Source organism: Roseobacter sp. AzwK-3b, assembly GCF_000170875.1.
GTDB classification, from domain to species: Bacteria; Pseudomonadota; Alphaproteobacteria; order Rhodobacterales; family Rhodobacteraceae; genus Roseovarius; species Roseovarius litoreus.
In genome coordinates, this window is sequence record NZ_ABCR01000002.1 from 394,992 (window position 1) to 416,459 (window position 21,468).

22 protein-coding genes are annotated in these 21,468 nt (G+C 64.4%); 11 read left to right on the forward strand and 11 right to left on the reverse strand.

All coding sequences use genetic code 11. From position 1 onward, the window contains the following. The first annotated feature begins 31 nt into the window (after nucleotides 1-31). Together RAZWK3B_RS06110 and RAZWK3B_RS06115 are read left to right on the forward strand one after the other, a co-directional pair. Entirely contained in the window at nucleotides 32-1,252 is a 1,221-nt protein-coding gene (locus tag RAZWK3B_RS06110) for a hypothetical protein (RefSeq protein WP_007813253.1), read from the forward strand. Between the two features lie 3 nt (nucleotides 1,253-1,255). Next, nucleotides 1,256-3,055 carry a peptidoglycan -binding protein gene (locus RAZWK3B_RS06115; RefSeq protein ID WP_007813254.1) on the forward strand — a complete coding sequence of 600 codons (1,800 nt, stop codon included), beginning with the start codon at nucleotides 1,256-1,258 and terminating at the stop codon, nucleotides 3,053-3,055. Between the two features lie 39 nt (nucleotides 3,056-3,094). Here the strand turns inward: RAZWK3B_RS06115 and RAZWK3B_RS06120 are convergent, their stop codons facing one another. From RAZWK3B_RS06120 to gloB, 3 genes are all read right to left on the reverse strand, one after another. Further along, the gene (locus tag RAZWK3B_RS06120; RefSeq protein ID WP_007813256.1) at nucleotides 3,095-4,081 is read right to left on the reverse strand and encodes a M23 family metallopeptidase; all 987 of its coding nucleotides are present in this window, start codon (nucleotides 4,079-4,081) and stop codon (nucleotides 3,095-3,097) included. Continuing rightward, complete coding sequence (gene clpA, locus RAZWK3B_RS06125) at nucleotides 4,081-6,414, reverse strand: ATP-dependent Clp protease ATP-binding subunit ClpA (RefSeq protein ID WP_007813258.1); 2,334 nt, start codon at nucleotides 6,412-6,414, stop codon at nucleotides 4,081-4,083. Before clpA ends, RAZWK3B_RS06120 begins: the two co-directional genes overlap by 1 nt. A gap of 154 nt (nucleotides 6,415-6,568) precedes the next feature. Next, nucleotides 6,569-7,336, reverse strand: coding sequence for a hydroxyacylglutathione hydrolase (gene gloB, locus RAZWK3B_RS06130; RefSeq protein WP_007813260.1), 768 nt, complete (start codon nucleotides 7,334-7,336; stop codon nucleotides 6,569-6,571). A gap of 63 nt (nucleotides 7,337-7,399) precedes the next feature. Here gloB and RAZWK3B_RS06135 point away from each other — a divergent pair, with 63 nt between their 5' ends. After that, nucleotides 7,400-8,146 (forward strand): class I SAM-dependent methyltransferase, encoded by a 747-nt coding sequence (locus RAZWK3B_RS06135; RefSeq protein ID WP_007813262.1) that lies wholly within the window; start codon nucleotides 7,400-7,402, stop codon nucleotides 8,144-8,146. A gap of 23 nt (nucleotides 8,147-8,169) precedes the next feature. Here RAZWK3B_RS06135 and RAZWK3B_RS06140 read toward each other — a convergent pair whose 3' ends face one another. Continuing rightward, nucleotides 8,170-8,511 (reverse strand): VanZ family protein, encoded by a 342-nt coding sequence (locus RAZWK3B_RS06140; protein WP_007813264.1) that lies wholly within the window; start codon nucleotides 8,509-8,511, stop codon nucleotides 8,170-8,172. A gap of 428 nt (nucleotides 8,512-8,939) precedes the next feature. On the opposite strand from RAZWK3B_RS06140, the gene RAZWK3B_RS06145 reads away from it, so the two are divergent. The 6 genes from RAZWK3B_RS06145 (at nucleotide 8,940) to RAZWK3B_RS06170 (ending at nucleotide 14,342) form a co-directional block, all read left to right on the forward strand. Then, a complete protein-coding gene (locus RAZWK3B_RS06145) occupies nucleotides 8,940-9,500 on the forward strand; it encodes a F0F1 ATP synthase subunit delta (RefSeq protein WP_157132171.1) in 561 nt (186 codons plus the stop codon). Next, nucleotides 9,501-11,039: a F0F1 ATP synthase subunit alpha gene (gene atpA / locus RAZWK3B_RS06150; protein ID WP_007813268.1), complete on the forward strand. Its 1,539-nt coding sequence runs from the start codon at nucleotides 9,501-9,503 to the stop codon at nucleotides 11,037-11,039. It abuts the gene before it with no gap. Between the two features lie 15 nt (nucleotides 11,040-11,054). After that, entirely contained in the window at nucleotides 11,055-11,939 is an 885-nt protein-coding gene (locus RAZWK3B_RS06155; protein ID WP_007813270.1) for a F0F1 ATP synthase subunit gamma, read from the forward strand. Between the two features lie 20 nt (nucleotides 11,940-11,959). Next, nucleotides 11,960-13,384, forward strand: a complete 1,425-nt coding sequence (atpD, locus tag RAZWK3B_RS06160; RefSeq protein WP_007813272.1) for a F0F1 ATP synthase subunit beta — start codon at nucleotides 11,960-11,962, stop codon at nucleotides 13,382-13,384. Nucleotides 13,385-13,454: 70 nt separating this feature from the next. Further along, on the forward strand, nucleotides 13,455-13,880 hold the full coding sequence (locus tag RAZWK3B_RS06165; protein ID WP_007813277.1) for a F0F1 ATP synthase subunit epsilon: 426 nt from the start codon (nucleotides 13,455-13,457) through the stop codon (nucleotides 13,878-13,880). Between the two features lie 111 nt (nucleotides 13,881-13,991). After that, nucleotides 13,992-14,342, forward strand: coding sequence for an H-type lectin domain-containing protein (locus RAZWK3B_RS06170; RefSeq protein ID WP_007813278.1), 351 nt, complete (start codon nucleotides 13,992-13,994; stop codon nucleotides 14,340-14,342). A 63-nt stretch (nucleotides 14,343-14,405) separates the two neighbouring features. Here the strand turns inward: RAZWK3B_RS06170 and RAZWK3B_RS06175 are convergent, their stop codons facing one another. Beyond that, entirely contained in the window at nucleotides 14,406-15,422 is a 1,017-nt protein-coding gene (locus RAZWK3B_RS06175; RefSeq protein ID WP_007813280.1) for a ribose-phosphate pyrophosphokinase, read from the reverse strand. A 108-nt stretch (nucleotides 15,423-15,530) separates the two neighbouring features. Here RAZWK3B_RS06175 and RAZWK3B_RS06180 point away from each other — a divergent pair, with 108 nt between their 5' ends. Then, on the forward strand, nucleotides 15,531-16,130 hold the full coding sequence (locus RAZWK3B_RS06180; RefSeq protein ID WP_007813282.1) for a 2-hydroxychromene-2-carboxylate isomerase: 600 nt from the start codon (nucleotides 15,531-15,533) through the stop codon (nucleotides 16,128-16,130). 3 nt (nucleotides 16,131-16,133) lie between these two features. Continuing rightward, nucleotides 16,134-16,979, forward strand: a complete 846-nt coding sequence (locus RAZWK3B_RS06185) for an alpha/beta fold hydrolase (protein WP_007813283.1) — start codon at nucleotides 16,134-16,136, stop codon at nucleotides 16,977-16,979. A gap of 100 nt (nucleotides 16,980-17,079) precedes the next feature. Here the strand turns inward: RAZWK3B_RS06185 and RAZWK3B_RS06190 are convergent, their stop codons facing one another. The 6 genes from RAZWK3B_RS06190 to RAZWK3B_RS06215 all read right to left on the reverse strand — a co-directional run bounded on the left by RAZWK3B_RS06190 (nucleotide 17,080) and on the right by RAZWK3B_RS06215 (nucleotide 21,334). After that, the gene (locus RAZWK3B_RS06190) at nucleotides 17,080-18,126 is read right to left on the reverse strand and encodes a threonine aldolase family protein (RefSeq protein WP_007813286.1); all 1,047 of its coding nucleotides are present in this window, start codon (nucleotides 18,124-18,126) and stop codon (nucleotides 17,080-17,082) included. Beyond that, complete coding sequence (locus RAZWK3B_RS06195; protein WP_007813288.1) at nucleotides 18,123-18,599, reverse strand: YcgN family cysteine cluster protein; 477 nt, start codon at nucleotides 18,597-18,599, stop codon at nucleotides 18,123-18,125. Before RAZWK3B_RS06195 ends, RAZWK3B_RS06190 begins: the two co-directional genes overlap by 4 nt. After that, a complete protein-coding gene (locus RAZWK3B_RS06200) occupies nucleotides 18,596-19,534 on the reverse strand; it encodes a bifunctional riboflavin kinase/FAD synthetase (RefSeq protein WP_007813291.1) in 939 nt (312 codons plus the stop codon). The genes RAZWK3B_RS06195 and RAZWK3B_RS06200 overlap by 4 nt, the downstream gene beginning before the upstream one ends. A gap of 68 nt (nucleotides 19,535-19,602) precedes the next feature. Then, nucleotides 19,603-19,785 carry a hypothetical protein gene (locus tag RAZWK3B_RS06205; protein ID WP_007813293.1) on the reverse strand — a complete coding sequence of 61 codons (183 nt, stop codon included), beginning with the start codon at nucleotides 19,783-19,785 and terminating at the stop codon, nucleotides 19,603-19,605. A 131-nt stretch (nucleotides 19,786-19,916) separates the two neighbouring features. Then, a complete protein-coding gene (locus RAZWK3B_RS06210) occupies nucleotides 19,917-20,360 on the reverse strand; it encodes a MaoC family dehydratase (RefSeq protein ID WP_007813294.1) in 444 nt (147 codons plus the stop codon). Nucleotides 20,361-20,461: 101 nt separating this feature from the next. Next, nucleotides 20,462-21,334 carry a TIGR01459 family HAD-type hydrolase gene (locus tag RAZWK3B_RS06215; RefSeq protein WP_007813296.1) on the reverse strand — a complete coding sequence of 291 codons (873 nt, stop codon included), beginning with the start codon at nucleotides 21,332-21,334 and terminating at the stop codon, nucleotides 20,462-20,464. Nucleotides 21,335-21,468: the final 134 nt, after the last annotated feature.

Sequence of the window (21,468 nt, forward strand, 5' to 3'; positions counted from 1 at the left end):
CCAACGAAAGCCAGAGCCGGGAGCCGTCCAGATGGGCCAGCCGGACCGTGAGGTCGAGCCGCATTTTTCACGTCCCGTACGCCAGATCGTTCTGATGCTGGTGGTGCTTGGCCTGACCGGGGCCGGGGCTGTTCTGGCGGCGCCGAGGGTGATGCCGGTCTTCGAGGCGAACCCGTGGCTGAACGGGTTCATCCTGTTCGTCTTTTGCATCGGGGTGGTGGCCTGTTTCTGGCAGGTGGTCCAGCTGATCGGATCGGTGCGCTGGATCGAAGGATTCGCCGCACAGCATCCCGGTCACGAGATGGTCAAGGCGCCGCAATTGCTGGCGCCGCTGGCCACCTTGCTGCGCCAGCGTGGCAAGCGGATGCAGATCGCTTCGGGATCGGCGCGGTCGATCCTCGATTCGGTGGCGCAGCGGATCGACGAAGAGCGGGAGATCACCCGGTATATCGTCAACATGCTCATCTTCCTTGGTCTTCTGGGCACGTTCTATGGTCTTGCGACCACGGTTCCGGCCGTGGTGGACACCATCCGCAGCCTTGCGCCGCAGGAGGGCGAGGGTGGTGTGGATGTGTTCAACCGCCTGATGACCGGGCTTGAGGCGCAGCTGGGCGGGATGGGCGTGGCCTTTGCCTCGTCGCTGCTGGGTCTGGCGGGATCGCTGGTGGTGGGGCTTCTGGAGCTGTTCGCAAGCCATGGGCAGAACCGGTTCTATCGCGAGCTGGAGGAGTGGATGTCGACCATCACGCGGGTGGGCTTTTCCAGTGGTGACGGCGAACAGGGCGGCGAGGCGCATGTCATGGCCCCCGTGCTGGACCAGATGGCCGAGCAGATGGAAAGCCTGCAGATGATGCTGACCCAATCGGATGTCAGCCGCGCCATGGTGGATGAAAAGCTGGGCGTGCTGGCGGATTCGATCGAACGTCTGACGCATCGGATGGGCGACACCAACCCGATCACCGCAGCATTGAGCCGGGTTGCCGAGGGGCAGGAGCGGCTGATCGGGATCATGCAGGAGCGTCAGGCCCAGGGCGGTGACAGCTTCGATGCCGAAAGCCGGATGCGCTTGCGCTCGATCGATGTGCAGATGTTGCGCATCCTTGAGGAAATCAGCGCAGGCCGGCAGGAGACGATGACCGAGCTGCGCACCGATCTGGCGGCGCTGACGCGGGTGTTCAACCAGATGCGCAGCCCGGCCCGTGATCTGGCCCGTGATACGGCGCAGGGTCCGGGCGACAGGCAGGAGAGCTAGGCGATGGCGCTTTCCCGGCGCACAGGTGCACGGTTCCAGGCCTCGATCTGGCCGGGTTTCGTGGATGCGATGACCGGGCTTTTGCTGGTGCTGATGTTCGTTCTGACGATCTTCATGGTCGTGCAATTCGTGCTGCGCGAAACCATCAGCGGACAGGCGAGCGAATTGGACGAGCTGTCCGCCGAAGTCGCGGCACTGGCCGAGGCGCTGGGGCTGGAGCAGGACCGCAATGCCACGCTGACCGAACGGGTCGGGGAGTTGAGCAGCACATTGAGCGATGCGCGCGAGCGCCAAGAGGCGCAGGCGGCGCTGATCGCCTCGCAGGAGTTGGCCCTGGACGAGGCCCGCACCCGCATCGCCAGTTTCGAGGAACAGGTGGCCGGGTTGTTGGCCGCGCGCGATCAAGCGCTCGGGCAGGTGGCCGATTTGGAAGGTGAGCGCGCCGAGCTGTTGTCCGAGCAGGAGGCGCTGCAACTGGCGCTGGCGGATTTGCGCGGCGAAGTGGATGCACAGGCCGAGGCCGCGCGACTGGCCGCGGCCCGCCGCGAGGCGCTGGAGGCGCTGATCGCCGATCTGCGGACCGAGGCCGAGCAAAGCGACGAGGCGCGCGCCGCGCTGAGTGCGCAAGTGGCCGATCTGGAGACCGAGTTGAGCCAAGAGGAACAGGCGCGTCTGGCCGAGGCCGCCGCCGCCGAGGCGCTGCGCGCCAGATTGCAGAACGCAGATGCGGAACTGACCGCCATGACCCTTGCGCTGGAGGAACAACGCCGCCGCGCCGAGGAAACGCTGACCCTGCTGGCGGCTGCCGAGGATGCGCAGGAGGATCTGGATGCGCGGCTGGCCGCGGCGCTTGCGGCGCGCGACACTGCCGATGAGACGTTGGCGGCCAAGGATGCGCGGATCGCCGAGCTTGAGGCGCGCTTGTCCCAGACCGAGGCGCAGACGATGGAGGCCGAAGAGCTGCGCGCGCGTCTGACGGCGGCGCTGGCGGAGAAACTGGCCGCCGAAGAGCAGGCCGACACCGCCCTGACCGAAGCCGAGGCGCGCGCGGCCCTTCTGGCGCAGGCCCGGGACCGGCTGGCCGACCAGCAGGAATTGGCGAGCGAAGCGCAGAAGCAACAGGCCTTGTTGAACAGGCAGGTGGCGGCGCTGCGAGATCAGCTGGGCCAGCTTCAGGCGCTTTTGGATGATGCCAAGACGCGCGAGGCTGCGCAGGATGTGCAGCTGCAGTCGCTGGGCAACGAGTTGAACACGGCGCTGGCGCGGGTCGCCGCCGAAGAGCGCCGCCGCCGAGAGGCCGAAGAGGCGCGCGCCCGCTTGCTGGAAGAGCAGAATGCCGATCTCGAGCGGTATCGGTCGGAATTCTTTGGACGGCTGCGCGATGTTCTGGGCGCGCAGGAGGGCATCCGCATCGAAGGCGACCGGTTCGTGTTCTCCTCCGAGGTGCTGTTTGCGCCGGGTGAGGCGGAATTGTCGGGGGCGGGGCAGAGGGAGGTGGCCAAGGTCGCTGAGATTTTCCGCAGCGTGACCGACGAGATCCCCGAAGGGATTGATTGGGTCTTGCAGGTGGACGGGCATACCGACGATGTGCCGGTGCGCCCGGGTGCTGCCTTCGAGGATAACTGGGAGCTGAGCATGGCGCGCGCCCTGTCGGTGGTGCGCTACATGATCGACACGCTGGGATTGCCACCCGAGCGGCTCTCGGCCAACGGGTTCGGGCAGTATCAGCCGGTCAATCCGGACGACACGCCCGAGGCCCGCGCGCAGAACCGTCGCATCGAGTTGAAATTCACCGGTAAGTAAGTCACTGGCAAGTAAGTCACCGGCAAGTGAGGGCCGGGATCAGTTCGGGCTGATGGTGATATCGGCGTGGCGCACGGCGATCAGGCGGCCCTCGCGCGTCAGTTGGACATAGCCGCGATACGCGCCCGGCTGCCAGCCCGACTGCGGCGCGCGGCGGCCATAGGCGCGGAACAGCTGGGCTTGTGGATCCTCGAGCGTGACCTCATGGGCGAAAAGCGCGCCTTCGGGGCCAGAGGCGGTGAGCGTCAGCACATCGCCCGGGCGGGCGTAAAAGACATGAACATAAAGCACGAGGGGCGTGTCGGGTGTGGCGGCGGGCAGGCGGGCGGCGCCGGATTTCACATCCTCGAAATCGGGCACACCGTTTGAAAAGCCTGCGGTGAAAAGCCCCGCGCGGTCATAATCGGGCGCGTCCCGCCAGAGCCCCTCACCCAGATCGACGCCGCATGTATCACGGTTTTCGGGGTTGAACGGGTCGACGATGGCGCCGTCCTTGAGCGCGCCCAGATGCACATGCGGCACATTGGTCAGGCCGCTGAGCCCGACGAGGCCCAGCACATCGCCCGCCGCGACCTGCTGGCCGGTCTCGACCGCGATGCTGCCGCGCGCCATGTGGCAATAGAGCGTCTGCCAGCCGCCGCCGTGATCGATGCGCACCGCGTTGCCGCATTCGCGCCCTTCGATCGAGGCGCGGGTGGCGTCGGTGACGGCGACATCCTCCATCCCGTCGCGGGTGGCGGCCACCGTGCCGGGGGCGGCGGCCAGCACGTTGACACCGGCTTCCATCGCTTCGAAGGACAACAGCACGATGTCGGTGCCGCGGTGGTCGTCACGGCTTTTGAGACCGCAGGTGTAATCGCGCTGCCCGGGGCCGGGATCGGTATCGACATAATCCTCGACATAACAGGTCTGCCCGAGAACGCAGTCGATGGGCAGGTCCAAGACCGGAGGTTCGGCCGCCGCGGGAACGGCGGCCGACAGGAGGCTGATCGCAAGGGCAAACCCTGCCCCGTGGAGCGGGCGCATCAGTCCGCGGTGAGAAGCGGTGGCTTCTTGCCCGACAGGCGCGGCCGGTCCGGGCCTTCGATGCGCAGGTCGATCTTGTTGTCCTTGATACCGACCTGGACGAGGCCACCCTTGGCCAGCTTGCCGAACAGCAGTTCCTCGGCCAGCGGCTTCTTGATGTGCTCCTGGATGACGCGGGCCAGCGGGCGGGCGCCCATCTTGTCGTCATAGCCCTTGTCGGCCAGCCATTCGGCGGCAGGCTGCGTCAGTTCGATCGAGACGTTGCGATCCATCAGCTGTGCTTCGAGCTGCAGCACGAACTTCTCGACCACTTGGAGGATCACCTCTTTCGGGAGCGGACCGAAGGAAATCACCGCATCCAGACGGTTGCGGAATTCCGGGGTGAAGGTCCGTTCGATCGCGGCGGTATCCTCGCCCTCGCGGCGGTCGCGGCCAAAGCCGATCGCGGCTTTCGCCTGCTCGGCGGCACCGGCGTTCGAGGTCATGATGAGCACGACATTGCGGAAATCGACCGACCGCCCGTTGTGATCGGTCAGGGTGCCGTGGTCCATCACCTGCAGCAGGATGTTGAACACGTCCGGATGCGCCTTCTCGATCTCGTCCAGCAGCAGCACGCAATGCGGGTGCTGATCGACCCCGTCGGTCAGCAGACCGCCCTGATCGAAGCCGACATAGCCCGGGGGCGCACCGATCAGGCGCGAAACGGCGTGTTTCTCCATGTATTCGGACATGTCGAAGCGCAGCAGTTCCACACCCAGCGTGTCGGCGAGCTGCTTGGCCACCTCGGTCTTGCCGACGCCGGTAGGGCCGGCAAAGAGATAGTTGCCGATCGGCTTGTCGGGTTCACGCAGCCCGGCGCGCGCCAGCTTGATGGAGCTGGCCAGCGCCTCGATCGCGGGATCCTGACCGAAGACGACGCGCTTGAGGCTCCTTTCGAGATCCTTGAGCACTTCGGCATCGTCCTTGGACACGCTTTTCGGCGGGATGCGGGCGATCTTGGCCACGACAGCTTCGATTTCCTTGGCGCCGATGGATTTGCGGCGCTTGGAGGCAGCCACCAGATGTTGCGCAGCGCCCGCCTCGTCGATCACGTCGATCGCCTTGTCCGGCAATTTGCGGTCGGTGATGTAGCGCGCCGACAGGTCCACCGCCGACTTGATGGCGTCATTGGTGTATTTGACGCTGTGATGCTCTTCGAAATAGGGCTTGAGGCCCTTGAGGATCTTGATGGCGTCATCGGTCGTCGGCTCCACCACGTCGATCTTCTGGAACCGGCGCGACAGCGCGCGGTCCTTTTCGAAATGCTGGCGGAATTCCTTGAACGTGGTCGAGCCCATGCAGCGCAGCTTGCCGCCCTGCAGAGCGGGTTTGAGCAGGTTCGAGGCATCCATCGCGCCGCCCGATGTGGCGCCCGCACCGATCACGGTATGGATCTCGTCGATGAAGAGAACCGCGTCGGGATGGCTTTCCAGCTCGTTCACCACGGCCTTGAGACGCTCTTCGAAATCGCCGCGATAGCGGGTGCCCGCCAGCAAGGCGCCCATGTCGAGCGAGAAGATCGTGGTATTGGACAGCACTTCGGGGGTCTGGCCGCGCACGATCTTGAGGGCGAGACCTTCGGCGATGGCGGTCTTGCCGACGCCGGGATCGCCCACCAGAAGCGGGTTGTTCTTGCGCCGACGGCAGAGCACCTGAATGCAGCGCTCGACCTCGGAGTCGCGGCCGATCAGCGGGTCGATATCGCCACGGCGGGACTTTTCGTTGAGATCGACGCAATACTTGGCCAGCGCGGATTCCCCGGCTTCGACAGCCTCGGGTTCCTGTTCGCGGCGGGTGTTCTCGCTTTCGGCTTCGCTGGCGCCGGTGATGCGCCGGGATTCGCCATAGGCCGGGTCCTTGGCCACGCCATGCGCGATGAAATTCACCGCGTCATACCGGGTCATGTCCTGCTCCTGCAGGAAATAGGCCGCGTTCGATTCGCGCTCGGCGAAGATGGCGACAAGCACATTGGCGCCGGTCACTTCGGTCCGGCCCGAGGATTGCACATGGATCGCCGCGCGCTGTATCACGCGCTGGAAGGCGGCGGTCGGAACCGCCTCGGATCCTTCGATGTCGGTGACGAGATTGGACAGGTCGTCGTCGATGAATTCCACGAGCGTGCCGCGAAGATCCTCCGTGTCGACGCTGCACGCTTTTAGAACGCGCGCGGCGTCAGGCTCGTCGATCAGCGCGAGCAAAAGATGCTCGAGCGTCGCGAACTCGTGCTGACGGGCATTGGCCAAGGCCAAAGCCGCGTGAATTGCCTGTTCCAGCGTGTTCGAAAATGAAGGCACGTCGTGCTCCTTCTGATCTGGGCCGTGGCGGGATGCCGACGACCTTGGCCTCATAGTATTAAAGTTTGGTCGATATGGACGACTCTTCAAGTTTTTTCTGGAGCCGTCCGGTCACTTTTGATGGCAGAAGACTGCATTTGCGGCATCTGGTTCGTCAGAACCGATCCTTGCGCCCGCGGATTTCGGCGAACACCTTGGCAGGATCGGCACCGACCATGCCGAGATGGGCCTGAATGTCCGGATCGGACGCCCGCAGAAACGGGTTGGTGGCCAGCTCCTCGGAGAGTTTCGAGGGCACGGTAGGATGGCCTTTTTCGCGCGCCGCGTCGATTGCGGCTGCACGAGATGTAAGCGCTGCATTCGCGGGGTCAATGGTCAGCGCGAATTTGGCATTGGCCCGCGTGTATTCATGGCCCGAATAGACGGTGGTATCCGAAGGCAATGCAGCCAGACGCGACAGGCTATCATACATCTGGTCCATGGTGCCTTCGAACACCCGACCGCAGCCAAGCGCCATCAGGCTGTCCGCACTGAAGAGTGCGGCACTTTCGGGGAAATAGAAGGCGATATGGCCCACGGTATGCCCCGGCACCTCGATCACCTCGGCGATGAGGTTGCCGATGATGATGCTGTCGCCATCCGCCACCGAGATGTCGAGCGGCGGCAGGCGGTGCGCATCGGCGGCGGCCCCCACGACCTTGGCGGGCGCGGCATCTAGCAGGGCCTCGAGCCCCTGAACATGGTCGGCGTGATGATGCGTCAGCAGCACATGGCTGAGCGTCCAGTCGTTCTCTTCGAGCATGGCGAGGATCGGGGCCGCGTCGGGAACGTCGATCGCGGCGGTCTGCCCGGTGTCGGGATCATGCGCCAGAAAGGCGTAGTTGTCGGACAGGCAGGGAATGGTTTCGATCTGCAAGGCCATGGTGTTTTCCCCTTTGCCGGTTAATGTTAGCGTCAAGAGTGACCGATCATGGACCCGTCTGCAATGCATCTCGACGTGCAGGACCTTCGCAACTTCTATTATCGCAGCCAATTGGGGCGCGCGGCACAGGCGGCTGTGCGCAAGGAAGTGCTGTCCTTCTGGCCCGAGGCGCAGGGGCAGACGGTTGCGGGCTATGGCTTTGCGGTGCCGTTCCTGAGGCCTTACCTTGAAGATGCCCGGCGGGTGATCGGCCTCATGCCGGGGCCGCAGGGGGTGATCGCCTGGCCGCAGGGCCTGCCCAATGTGTCGGTGCTGTGCGAAGAAACCAGCTGGCCGCTGGAAACCGGGCATGTGGACAAGCTTCTGGTGGTGCACGGGCTGGAGACCAGCGAGAATCCCGGCGCGCTTCTGGAGGAATGCTGGCGGGTGCTGGGGCCGGGGGGGTCGGCGCTGTTCATCGTGCCGAACCGGGCGGGGCTGTGGTCGCGCTCGGACCGCACGCCGTTCGGCTTTGGCCGACCCTACAGCCAGTCGCAGCTTGAAAGCCAGCTGAAGCTGAACAATTTCCTGCCGCTGCGCCATGCCACGACGCTGTATCAGCCGCCCTCGGAGCGGCGGATCTGGCGCAAGACCTCGATGTTCTGGGAAGCCCTCGGCGTGAAGATGTCGGTGGTGCTGTCGGGGGGCGTTCTGCTGGTGGAGGCCACCAAGCGGGTGCACGCACCGTCGGGTCCGGGCCTGCGCGAGACGGTGCGCAAGCCGCTCGAGGCGCTCAAGCCCAAACCCAAGCCCGAGGCGAAACCGATCTGAGCGCCACGCGCCCTGCCGCGCGATCAGGTGGCGCGGCCAAGGCGCGCGCGGATCAGCCCCGGCACGATCCCGAGCGCAATCCCGATCCCGTCGGCCAGAAGATCGCCCCATTCCGCGCTGCGCCCCACGAGCGGCTGGATCAGTTCGATCGCCGCGCCAAAGGCAAAGGCGCAAGGCGCCAGCCAGCGGATCGACGCAGGCCGCGTCAGCGACAGGGGCAGCACCAGAAGACAGAAGGCCAGCGCGTGGATCTGCTTGTCGCTCAGCGGCCACGGCATGCCGGCGCCACCGGGCGGGCTGAGCGTGCCCCAGGCGATCGTGAGCGCCAGGGCAAGGGTCAGAACGGTTGTGATGCGCTGCGTCATGGGGGCCTTTTGTGCCGGGTGCGGGACGGATCGGATCGCGCGGGCGCGCCGTGGGGCTGCCCCGCCTTGCCGAAGCGTCCGGATACACGCCTTGTGACGCAAGGAAAAGACGGCTGCGCATTGATAGCGTTAACGTGTGCGGGACGGTATTGCACAGGGCTTGTGCACAGGAATCGCGAAATATGTGGAAATTCGCGACTTTTTCGGTAGGTAAAATGAGCGCAAACGGTCGCAGTATCGGCAAGTATCTGAAATGATTATAAATTCAGCTTCAGGTAACGCGGATCGTGCAGCTTGCTAGGTGCGCAAGGCTCTGCTACACCCACGCCGAATTCCGGTGTTTTGAAAACTTGAACGCCTGTCAACTCCCTCGGGACGGCGCGATCCGTCGTACTGCAACCCGGGGCCAGAAAATCGGAAGGGTGGACGTGTCCGAACCAGCTTCGATCTCCTCCGGCATCGCCGAGCGCTATGCCACCGCCATTTTCGAGATTGCGAAAGAGAGCAAGTCTCTGCCCAAGCTTGAATCCAACATCGACGATCTGCGTGCCGCGCTGGCCGAGAGTGCGGAATTGCGCGACGTGATCTCGTCGCCCGTTCTGGCACGGGCCGATCAGGCCAAGGTCATGGATGCGATCGCCAAGAAAATGAAGCTTGAGACCGTCATGGCCAATGGTCTGGCGGTCATGGCGGGCAAGCGTCGTCTGTTCGTGCTGCCGCAGCTGCTGCAGCATCTCAGCGCGATGATCGCCGACGACAAGGGTGAAGTGACCGCCGATGTGACCAGCGCCAAGGCTCTGACCAAGGCGCAGTCCGACAAGCTGGCCAAGACGCTGACTGCCCGTGTCGGCAAGGACGTCAAGATCAATGCGACCGTCGATGAAAGTCTCATCGGCGGTCTCGTCGTAAAGGTGGGCTCGAAAATGATCGACACCTCGATCCGCTCGCGCCTGAATTCCCTACAGAATGCAATGAAAGAGGTCGGATAAATGGGTATCCAAGCTGCAGAGATTTCTGCGATCCTTAAGGACCAGATCAAGAATTTCGGCCAGGAGGCCGAAGTTGCCGAGGTCGGACGGGTTCTGTCGGTGGGAGATGGCATCGCGCGCGTGCACGGGCTGGACAATGTCCAGGCCGGCGAGCTGGTCGAATTCCCCGGCGGTGTCATGGGCATGGCCCTGAACCTCGAGACGGACAATGTCGGCATTGTGATCTTCGGATCCGACCGTGAGATCGGCGAGGGTGACACTGTCAAGCGCACCAAGTCGATCGTGGACGTTCCGATCGGCGACGAGCTGCTGGGTCGCGTCGTTGACGGTCTGGGCAATCCGCTGGATGGCAAAGGTCCGATCAAGACCAAGAACCGCGGCATCGCCGACAGCAAGGCGCCGGGCATCATCCCGCGTAAATCGGTGCACGAGCCGATGGCGACCGGCCTGAAATCGGTCGACGCCATGATCCCGATCGGCCGTGGTCAGCGCGAGCTGATCATCGGTGACCGTCAGACCGGCAAGACCGCCGTTGCTCTGGACACGATCCTGAACCAGAAATCCTACAACGACGCCGCCGGCGACGACGAGAGCAAGAAGCTCTATTGCGTCTATGTCGCCATCGGTCAGAAGCGCTCGACCGTGGCGCAGCTGGTGAAGAAACTCGAGGAATCGGGCGCGATCGACTATTCGATCATCGTCGCCGCGACCGCATCGGACCCCGCTCCGATGCAGTTCCTTGCCCCCTATGCCGCCACCGCGATGGCCGAGCATTTCCGCGACAATGGCCGTCATGCCCTGATCGTTTATGATGATCTGTCCAAGCAGGCCGTGGCCTATCGCCAGATGTCGCTGCTGCTGCGTCGTCCGCCGGGCCGCGAAGCCTATCCGGGTGACGTGTTCTATCTCCATTCCCGCCTGCTCGAGCGGTCTGCCAAGCTGAACGAAGACAACGGCTCGGGGTCGCTGACGGCACTGCCGATCATCGAAACCCAGGGCGGTGACGTGTCGGCCTTCATTCCGACCAACGTGATCTCGATCACCGACGGTCAGATCTTCCTCGAGACCGAGCTGTTCTATCAGGGCATCCGCCCCGCCGTGAACACCGGTCTGTCGGTGAGCCGCGTGGGTTCGTCGGCGCAGACCAATGCGATGAAGTCGGTCGCGGGGCCGGTGAAACTGGAGCTGGCGCAGTATCGCGAGATGGCCGCCTTCGCCCAGTTCGGTTCGGACCTCGACGCCGCGACCCAGCAGCTGCTGAACCGTGGTGCGCGCCTGACCGAGCTGATGAAGCAGCCGCAATATTCGCCCCTGACCAACGCTGAAATCGTTTGCGTCATCTATGCCGGGACCAAAGGGTATCTGGACAAGATCGCCGTCGATCAGGTGGGCCGCTTCGAGCAGGGTCTGCTGAACCACCTGCGCAGCAAGCATCAGGATCTGCTGGATCACATCACGACGCAAGACCCCAAGATCAAGGGTGAAGCCGAGGACAAGATCAAGGCAGCGCTGGACGAATTCGCCGCCGACTTCGCATAAGGGGGAGATAAGGCAATGCCGAATCTCAAGGACCTGAAAAACCGGATCGCGTCGGTCAAATCGACCCGCAAGATCACCAAGGCCATGCAGATGGTGGCCGCGGCGAAATTGCGTCGGGCGCAGGACGCGGCAGAAATGTCGCGTCCCTACACCGAGCGTTTCAACGCGGTGATGGGCAAGCTGGCCGCCTCTGTGGGCGACAGCGACAGCGCACCGCGCCTGTTGCGCGGGACCGGCTCGGATGACGTGCATCTGCTGGTGGTCATGACCGCCGAGCGTGGCCTCTGCGGTGGCTTCAACTCGAACATCGCCAAGAAGGCGCGGGTCGAGGCGGAAAAACTGCTGGCCAAGGGCAAGACCGTCAAGATCATCACGGTGGGCAAGAAGGGGCGTGACGCGCTCAAGCGCGATCTGCGCAATCACTTCATCCACCATGTCGATCTGAGCGAGGTCAAGAATATCGGCTATGCGGACGCCCAGACGATCGCGGCCCAAGTTCTGGACCGCTTCGACGCGGGCGAATTCGATGTCGCCAAGATCTTCTATTCGAAGTTCGAGAACGTCGTGAGCCAGATCCCGACGATGCAGCAGGTGATCCCGTTCGAGGTGGACCAGTCTGCCGCCGATGACGCCCCCGAAGCGGGCGTTGTTTACGACTATGAGCCCGACGAGGAGGCGATCCTTGCCGATCTTCTGCCGCGCGGCGTGGCCACGGCGATCTTCAGCGCCCTGCTGGAGAACGGGGCCTCGGAACAGGGTGCCCGGATGTCCGCCATGGACAACGCCACCCGCAATGCCGGCGATATGATCGACAAGCTGACAATCGAGTATAACCGCTCGCGTCAGGCCGTCATCACGAACGAGCTTATTGAAATCATTTCGGGCGCCGAGGCGCTCTGACGAAACCGGAGAGACGAGATATGGCAAACGCAAAAGGCACAATCACCCAGGTGATCGGCGCCGTGGTGGACGTTCAGTTCGAAGATCACCTGCCCGAAATCCTCAACGCGCTGGACACCGACAACAACGGCAAGCGCCTTGTTCTGGAAGTGGCGCAGCACCTGGGCGAAAACACCGTCCGCACCATCGCGATGGACGCCACCGAAGGTCTGGTGCGCGGTCAGACCGTGACCGATACCGGTGGTCCGATCACCATTCCGGTGGGCGATGTCACCCTGGGCCGCATCCTCAACGTCGTGGGCGAGCCCGTTGACGAAGGTGCGCCGATCGTCGCCAAGGAACGGCGCTCGATCCACCAGCCTGCCCCCGAGTTCAGCGAACAGTCCACCGAATCCGAGGTTCTGGTCACCGGCATCAAGGTGATCGACCTGCTGGCGCCTTACGCCAAAGGCGGCAAGATCGGCCTGTTCGGCGGCGCCGGCGTGGGCAAGACGGTTCTCATCATGGAGCTGATCAACAACATCGCCAAGGTGCACTCGGGCTACTCGGTCTTCGCCGGTGTGGGCGAACGGACCCGTGAAGGCAACGACCTCTACCACGAGATGATCGAATCCAACGTGATCAAGCCCGACAACCTGCCCGACAGTCAGGTGGCCCTGGTCTATGGCCAGATGAACGAGCCGCCGGGTGCGCGTGCCCGCGTTGCCCTGACCGGCCTGACCCTGGCCGAGCAGTTCCGCGACCAGTCCGGCACCGACGTTCTGTTCTTCGTGGACAACATCTTCCGCTTCACGCAGGCGGGCTCCGAGGTGTCGGCGCTTCTCGGTCGTATTCCTTCGGCCGTGGGCTATCAGCCGACGCTGGCCACGGACATGGGCCAGATGCAGGAACGCATCACCTCGACCAAGGCGGGATCGATCACTTCGATCCAGGCCGTCTACGTTCCCGCGGACGACCTTACCGACCCGGCCCCGGCCACGACCTTCGCCCACCTCGACGCCACGACCGTTCTGTCGCGCGCGATCTCGGAACTGGGCATCTACCCGGCTGTGGACCCGCTGGACAGCACCTCGCGCCTGATGGACCCCTCCATCGTGGGTGAAGAGCATTACAAGGTGGCCCGCGACGTTCAGGGTATCCTTCAGCGCTACAAGTCGCTGCAGGACATCATCGCCATTCTCGGCATGGATGAACTGAGCGAAGAGGACAAGCTGACCGTGGCCCGTGCCCGGAAAATCCAGCGCTTCCTGTCGCAGCCCTTCGACGTGGCCAAGGTGTTCACCGGCTCCGACGGCGTTCAGGTGCCGCTGGAAGAAACGATCTCGTCCTTTAAGGCCGTGGTCGCCGGCGAGTATGACCACCTGCCCGAAGGCGCCTTCTACATGGTCGGCGGCATCGACGAAGTGAAGGCCAAGGCCGAGAAGATGGCGGCTGACGCAGCCTGATGACTGCTGCCCCCGTGCGTGTCGGACCAACCGTCCGGCGCTTGCGGGGGCCTCACAAGGAGGCCCATGAATGGCTGATACAGTGCATTTCGATCTGGTGTCGCCCGAGCGGCGTCTGGTGTCGGTGGACGCGACTGAAGTTCGCATTCCCGGCGCGGAAGGCGACCTGACGGCCATGGCCCAGCACAGCCCGCTTATCACGACCCTGCGCCCCGGTATCGTGACGGTGACCGGTCCGAACGGGACCGCCGATTACGTCGTGACCAGCGGCTTCGCCGAGATCGACGGCGGCAGCGTTTCGGTTCTTGCCGAGCGTGCGATCCCGCGCGACGAGATCACGCAGGCGCAGTACAAGGCGTTGGTGGACGAAGCGACCGACAAGCTGGCCAAGGCGCAGGAAACCTTCGTCAACGAGCCCGGCCCGGTGGATGACGCGGCCAAGCTCCTGGCTGACATGGTCGCCATGGGCGATCACATCGGCCTGTCGCCGAACTGATCGCCGGATCAATAGATACCGAAAAGGGCTCCATCGTGAGCCCTTTTCCTTTTTCTGTTCCAAATTTTTCCTTAAAGTTGTAGTACTCCGCCTCTGTCACGGGTTGAGTTCATGAAGCACCTTTCAAGCCATAAAATCGGGGTCGATCAGGGCGAAGACATCCTGTTCTCGGATTACGAGGATGGCGGTGTCATGTGGACCGGAGAAGGGCCGCGCGCGCGGCGCAAGAGCCTCGTGTTCTCCGAGCCGTTCAAGACGCCCCCGGCGGTGCATGTCTCGTTGTCGATGTGGGATATGGACAGCGCCACCAACGCGCGCGCCGATGTGGCTGCCGAAAAGATCACCACGACAGGCTTCGAAATCGTGTTCCGCACATGGGGCGATACGCGCGTGGCGCGCTCGCGCATCCGCTGGATGGCGATCGGCGAGCTTGCCCATGAGGACGACTGGGATCTTTACTGATCCGCTTGCTAGCCCCGCCAAAGGCTTGCCGGCCCTTGCGGGCCGACGCGCCCGGTTCCTGCCTCAGCCGCCGAACTGACCTTCGTAGATCGGCTCCAGCGTCTCGGTCTCAAAGAGCGACGACACCGACGTGCCGTTCCAGATGTTCAGGATCGCCTGCGCGAAGATCGGCGCGGTGGGAATGATCCGGATGTTCGCGGCGCCCTTGACAGCCTCGGTCGGCTGGATCGTATCGGTGATGACCAGCGATTTCATGACCGATTTGGTGATCCGCTCCACGGCCGGCCCGGACAGAACCCCGTGCGTGATATAGGCATGAACTTCCGAGGCGCCGTTATCCATCAGCACTTGGGCCGCCTTGCACAATGTCCCGGCGGTGTCGCAGATATCATCGACGATGATGCATTTCTTGCCAGCCACCTCGCCGATGATGGTCATCTCGGCGATCTCGCCCGCCTTTTCGCGGCGCTTGTCCACGATCGACAGCGGCGCTTCGATCCGCTTGGCCAGTTCGCGCGCCCGCGCCACCCCGCCCACATCGGGTGACACGACCATCACGTCATCCATCGCGCTGCTGAATTGCTGCTTGATATCTAGCGCAAAGACCGGCGCCGCATAAAGGTTGTCCACGGGGATGTCGAAGAACCCCTGGATCTGCGTGGCGTGCAGGTCCATCGTCAGCACCCGCTCGATGCCCGCACCGACCAGCATGTTCGCCACCAGCTTGGCCGAGATCGGCGTCCGCGCCTTGGAGCGGCGATCCTGCCGCGCATAGCCGAAATAGGGGATCACCGCCGTGATGCGCTTGGCCGAGGAGCGGCGCAGCGCGTCGGACATGATCAGCAACTCCATCAGGTTGTCATTGGCCGGGTTCGAGGTGGACTGGACGATGAACATATCCTCGCCCCTGACATTCTCGTAGACCTCGACAAAGATTTCCTGATCGTTGAACCGCTCGACCCGGGCATCGACCAGTCCGACATTCACGCCGCGATGCATGGACATGCGGCGGGCGATCGCCGTGGAAAGCTGTTTGTTGGCGTTGCCGGTGATAAGTTTCGGCTCGGGCGTTGTCGGCATGAAGGAATGTCCCCGGAGTGGCTGCAGATGACAGATTCGTGACGTTGAACTCCGCTTAGCATGGGCGTAGCGTCGGGCAAAGCTGTGCCAACGGGGGAGTCCGCAAAAATGGCCCATATCGACTATTATTTCACGACATTGTCGCCCTATGCCTATCTGGCGGGAGAGCGGCTGGAAGAGATCGCGGACCGGCATGGCGCCAGCATCACCTATCGCCCGCTGGACATCATGCAGCTTTTCCCGCGCACCGGCGGTCAGGCGCCCAAGGATCGCCACCCTTCGCGCCGGGCCTATCGCGATCAGGAATTGCCGCGTCAGGCCCGCAAGCTGGAGATGGCGCTGAACCTCCAGCCCGCCCATTGGCCGACCAATGCCGCCCCCTCGTCCTATGCGATCATCGCCGCCCAAGAGGCGGGCGGCGGCGACATGGGCAAGCTGGTGCACAGCATCCTGCGCGCCTGCTGGCTGGAAGAGCGCGACATCGCCGAGGATGAGGTCATCCGCGACTGTCTGCAGGCGGCGGGCTTCGATCCGGCGCTGGCCGATAGCGGGCTTCTGAGCGGCGCGGAAACCTATGCCGCCAACCTGGAGCGGGCGGTTGCGGACAATGTGTTCGGGGCGCCGTTCTACGTGGTGGATACCGGCCAGAGCTTCTGGGGGCAGGATCGGCTGGCGGATCTGGACCTGCATCTGGCAGGCAAGCTCTGAGCCATGCCGCGCGATCTGCGGGCGGGGGGCGAGACCCATTGGACGACATTCGGTCACGGCCCACGCCGGGCGCTCGCGATCCATTGCACGCTGGCCCATGCCGGAAGCTGGGCCGGCCTTGGTGCCCGGCTCGCCGAGCGGATGACGGTCATTGCCTTCGATCTGCCGGGGCACGGGCAAACGGCGCCATGGGATGCCGGCATGGGCGAGGTGCAGGGCCTGAGTGCCGCCATGGCACTTGATTTCGCGACCGATCTTGCCGCCGAGGCAAGTGGAGAGATCGCCACCGGGACGGTCGATCTGATGGGGCATTCCTTCGGGGCCACCGTGGCCCTGCGGCTGGCGGTGGAACGCCCGGATCTGGTGCGGTCGCTGGTGCTGATCGAGCCGGTGCTCTTTGCCGTGGCCTTCGCGGATGACCCGGGCGCGCGGGCGCGCTACGAGGCGGATATGTCTGGCTATGCGCGCGCCATGGCCGCAGGCGATACCGTGACCGCGGCGCGGGAATTCACCGCCATCTGGGGCGATGGGCGCGACTGGGATGCGCTGCCTGAGGCCGCCCGCGCCGCGCTGGCCCGAGACATTCCCATGATCGACGCGGCGGGGCCTGCCTTGATGGAGGATGTGGCGGGGGTGCTTGCCCCCGGCGCCCTGGAGCGGATCGCCTGCCCGGTGCTCTTGCTGGGCGGCAGCGCCTCGCCCGCGATCACCGAAGCGATCACCGAGGGGTTGGCCGCGCGCCTGCCGCATGCCGCGCGCGCGATGATCGGCGGCGCGGGCCATATGGCGCCGATCACCCATCCGCGTCAGGTGGGCTCGGAACTGCAGCGGTTTTTCGACGAGGTCTGAGCGGGGCATTTTGGGGGCCAGCCCCCGCCGTTGAAATCCTTGGGGGATTTCAACGACTCCCCGGGATATTTCGGGCCAGAAGAAACGCGGGGCTGGCCGCTCAGAAGCGGGCGGCGTCCACGAAGCTGTCGATCGCCGCCTCGCTGACCGACCAGTCGCAGACCAGCCGCATCGACAGCGGCTCTGCCGGGTCCGCGCCGTCAAGCTGGCCCGCGCGCAGACCGTAAGGCGCGCCCGCCGCATTCAGGCGCTGATGGGTGGCGCGGGGCAGGGTGGCGAAGATCATGTTGGCCTCAGGTTCGGCCAGGAAGGCGCAGTCCGGCAGGCTACGCAGCCCCTCGGCCAGACGCGCGGCGCGTGCATTGGCGGCGCGCGCCATGTCGAGCCACAGATCGTCGGCGAGATAGGCCAGCATCTGCGCCGAGAGGAACCGGTGCTTGGAAAACAGATGTCCCGCACGCTTGCGGCGCAACTCGAATTCCCAAGCATGGGTAGGGTTGAAGACGATCACCGCCTCGACGCCGAGACAGCCGTTCTTGGTGCCACCGAAGCTGACCGCGTCGATCCCGGCCTTCCATGTCATCTCGGCGGGGGTGCAGCCAAGCGCCACCAGCGCATTGGCAAAGCGCGCGCCATCCAGATGCACAGGCAGCCCATGCGCCGCCGCCACGCCCGAGAGGGCCTGCAAGTCCTCGAGCGTGTAGAGCCGGCCCATTTCCGTCACTTGTGTGAGCGAGACCGGACCGGGCTGGGCAACATGCACATTGCCATGGCCGGCCTCGGCGATAGCGGTGGACAGAGCGTCCGGGGTCATCTTGTCGGCCTCGCCCACCAACGACAGTTTGCAGCCGCCGGTATAGAATTCCGGCGCCTGGCATTCGTCGCAGTTGATATGCGCGAGCGGGGTGCAATAGATGGTCTGCCAGGGCTGTGCCAGCGTCGCCAGCGCCAGCGCATTGGCCGCGGTGCCGGTGGCCACCAGATGCACCATCGCCTCGGGGGCCTCGAAGATCTCGCGCAGGCGGGCACGGGTCTGGGCCATCAGATCATCCGCGCCATAGGACGCGGCATAGCCGTCATTCGCGCGCGCCAGGGCCTCGATGATCCGCGGATGCGCGGGACCGCAATTGTCGGAGGCGAATGTCATGTGCCGGGCTCCTCGATCAGGTGGTCTTCCCAGTCGTCCTCATCGACCTCGAACTCGGGGATGGTGGCATTCAGCACCGAGACGCCGGCGCGGTGCACGCTGTCCGGATCGCCCGAGATCAGCGGGTGCCAGTCATGCAGCGGCTTGCCGTGATAGAGCAGCTTGTAGGCGCAGGTTTCGGGCATCCAGTAGAGATGTCCCTCAAGGTTTCGCGCATCCAGCGTGATGCATTCCGGCACGAACTGGTGGCGGATGTCGTATTGCGCACAGCGGCAGGTGCTGTCGTCGAACAGGCGGCAGGCGACGCGGGTCAGCGCCACCTCGCCGGTCTCGTCATCCTCGAGCTTGTTGAGGCAGCATTTGCCACAGCCATCGCAGAGCGCCTCCCATTCGTGGCGGGTCATGCGCGACAGGGGCTTGGTTTCCCAGTAGCGCGGTGCAAGGCCCGTGCGGTCGATCGGATCGTCGCTCATGGCTGCCCGAGAATGTCGCGGGCGCGGGCGCAGTCGGCATCCATCTGCGCGATGAAGGCCTCAAGACTGTCGAAGGTGGCTTCGGGGCGCAGGTACTCCACCAGCGCGACCGACAGCTCCGCGCCATAAAGATCGCCGGAGAAATCGAAGATGAAGGTCTCGAGATTGGGAACCTCACCATGAAACATCGGTCGCACGCCGAGCGAGGCCGCGCCGTGATACTGCCCGGCATGGGGGCCGTCGCGCACCTCGACCAGCACGGCATAGACGCCGAAGCGCGGCGGATGCAGCCCCTCGATCGACATGTTCGCGGTCGGATAGCCCAATTCGCGGCCCCGCTGTTCGCCGCCCACCACCGGGCCGTCGATCCGGTGCCAATGGCCCAGCATGGCAGCGGCGTCGCGCGGGCGTCCTTCGGACAGGGCGGCGCGGATCGCGGTCGACGAGACCTGCCCCGTCCGCCCCTCGAGCAGCTCGGCGATGGTCACGCCGAATCCCATCTCGCGGCCGAACCGCTCCAGATCGCGCGCGTCGCCCGCGCGCCCCTTGCCGAAACAGAAATCCGCGCCCACCACCACATGGCGCAACCCAAGCCCGCGCGCGATCACGGTGCGCGCGAACTCATAAGGCGAAAGGGCCGCCATCGCGGCGTTGAAATTCAGCTCATAGAGCTTTTCGATCCCGAGTTTCTGCAGGCGATGCGCGCGCGCCTCGCGGCTCATCAGCCGGAAGGGCGGCGCATCGGGGGCGAAATATTCCCGCGGGTGCGGCTCGAAGGTCAGCACCCCGAGCGGCGCGCCCAAGTCTGCGGCATGCTCGCGGGCGATGTCGATCACCGACTGATGACCCAGATGCACGCCGTCGAAATTGCCGATGGCGACGGATGCGCCCCGGTCGGCCTGATCCACATAGTCATAGTCGCGGACAATCTGCATGGCGCAGGGGTAGCCCCATGTCCGCGCAGGTGCAAGCGCGATACGCGTCCGCGCCCCGTGCCTCGCGATCAGCTTTGATGCGGGCCGCGCATCTCGGCGATGGCGAGGCGGATGCGCTTCCAGTTTTCGGCTTCCTGCGTCTCGCCGGCCTCGTCCGATTCGCGCATCCTGCGGGCGGCGATCACCGGCGCCTTCGATCCATAGGACGACAGAAGCGCGCGGGCATATTCCGTTGTCTTTGCGGTTTGCATGATGTCTCCTCCTTTGACCGGGACGGTGCGATGCACGCGCCCGGATGGAGGAGAACTGTACCACAACGGGCGCCCGCCCGATCAAGGGGCAGGCGGATCGTCCCTGTTTTGCGGCGGGATGGCGCGCAGGATCAGTCGAACTTGCCCGATGGCGCCAGCACCGTGGCCTCGCCGATCAGCACCTTCTTGCCGTTGACCAGACAGCGGCAATCCAGTTGCACGCGGCGCTTGGCATGGTCGATGCCGATCACCTCGACCTGGGCCAGCACCATGTCGCCGGGCCGCACGGGCGCCAGAAACTTGAGTGTCTGGCCCATATAGACCGTGCCATGCCCCGGAAGCTGTTCCCCGATCACCGCCGAAATCAGCCCGGCGGTCAGCATCCCGTGGGCGATCCGGCCCTCGAAAATGGTGTCCTGCGCATAGGCATCGTCCAGATGCACAGGGTTCCGGTCGGTCGAGACCTGCGCGAACATCTCGATATCCTCGTCGGTGACGACTTTGCGCAGGCTGCGGGTCATGCCCATCTCGATTTGCTCGATGGTGATGGTTCCGCGTGGCATGTTGTCCAACATTCGCCCCTCCTGACCGGCTGGTGGGTAATAATCGCGACACTCAGCCGCTCAAAGTTGGAACTTTATTACTTTGCAGATGCAGAAAATCAAGACATTTCTGCTTACCGCAGGAACCCGATCGCATAAGTGGGGTGCATTTCTTCGTCCTGAAGATAGGCCTCAAGCGCACTTTCGTCGGGATGCCGGTTGGTTTTCGTCTCTTTCGCGGCCAGCCCGCCGGTGATGAACAGCGAATCGATATCCTCGCCCACGGCGCCCGCGATATCGGTCTGGATGCCGTCGCCGATCGCCAGAATCGAGGCCGTCTCGGCATCGCGCCCCATCGCGGCCAGACGGCGGCGGGCCAGATCATAGATCGGCGGGTGCGGCTTGCCGAAATAAAGGCTTTCGCCCCCCATCTCGGTGTAAAGCCGCGCCAGCGCGCCGGCGCACCATTCGCGCCGCTCGCCACGGTCCACCACGATATCGGGATTGGCACAGAGCAGCTTCATCCCCTTGGTCTTGGCATAGAGGAAATCGGCGCGATACTCGGACGGATCGGCGGTCGGATCGAACGGCCCGGTGCAGACGATTCCCTCGGCCTCCTGCAGGGGGACGGTCTCGATTTCGACGGGGTTTTCGATCACCTCCAGAGGCTCGAAGAATTTCATGTCGCGCGATTCGCCTATGAAATAAACCTTTTCGCCCACCGCGCCACGGAACATCGCCGCGCGGGCGCTGTCGCCCGATGTGGTGATGACATCCCAGCAATCGGTCGGCACATCGAAGCTCACAAGCTGCTTTTCCACCCCGGCGCGGGGGCGCGGCGAATTGGTCACCAGCACCACGGTCCCGCCACCTTCGCGATAGGCCCGCAAGGCCGCGACCGCGTCGGGAAAGGCGGTCACGCCATTATGCAGGCACCCCCAAAGATCGACGAAGAGCGCGTCATAACGGTCGGAAATCTCGGAGAGCGACTGGATGATCTGGGTCATGGAACGGGCCTGCGCAGCTTGGGGACGAAAAACGCCTCAGCTATGGCAGGCCCGTGCCGCAATGGCCACCTTGAAAATCCGCCCTGCGATGCGGTGTGGCCGCCGGGGCCTCAAGGTGTCCCGAAGAAAGATTT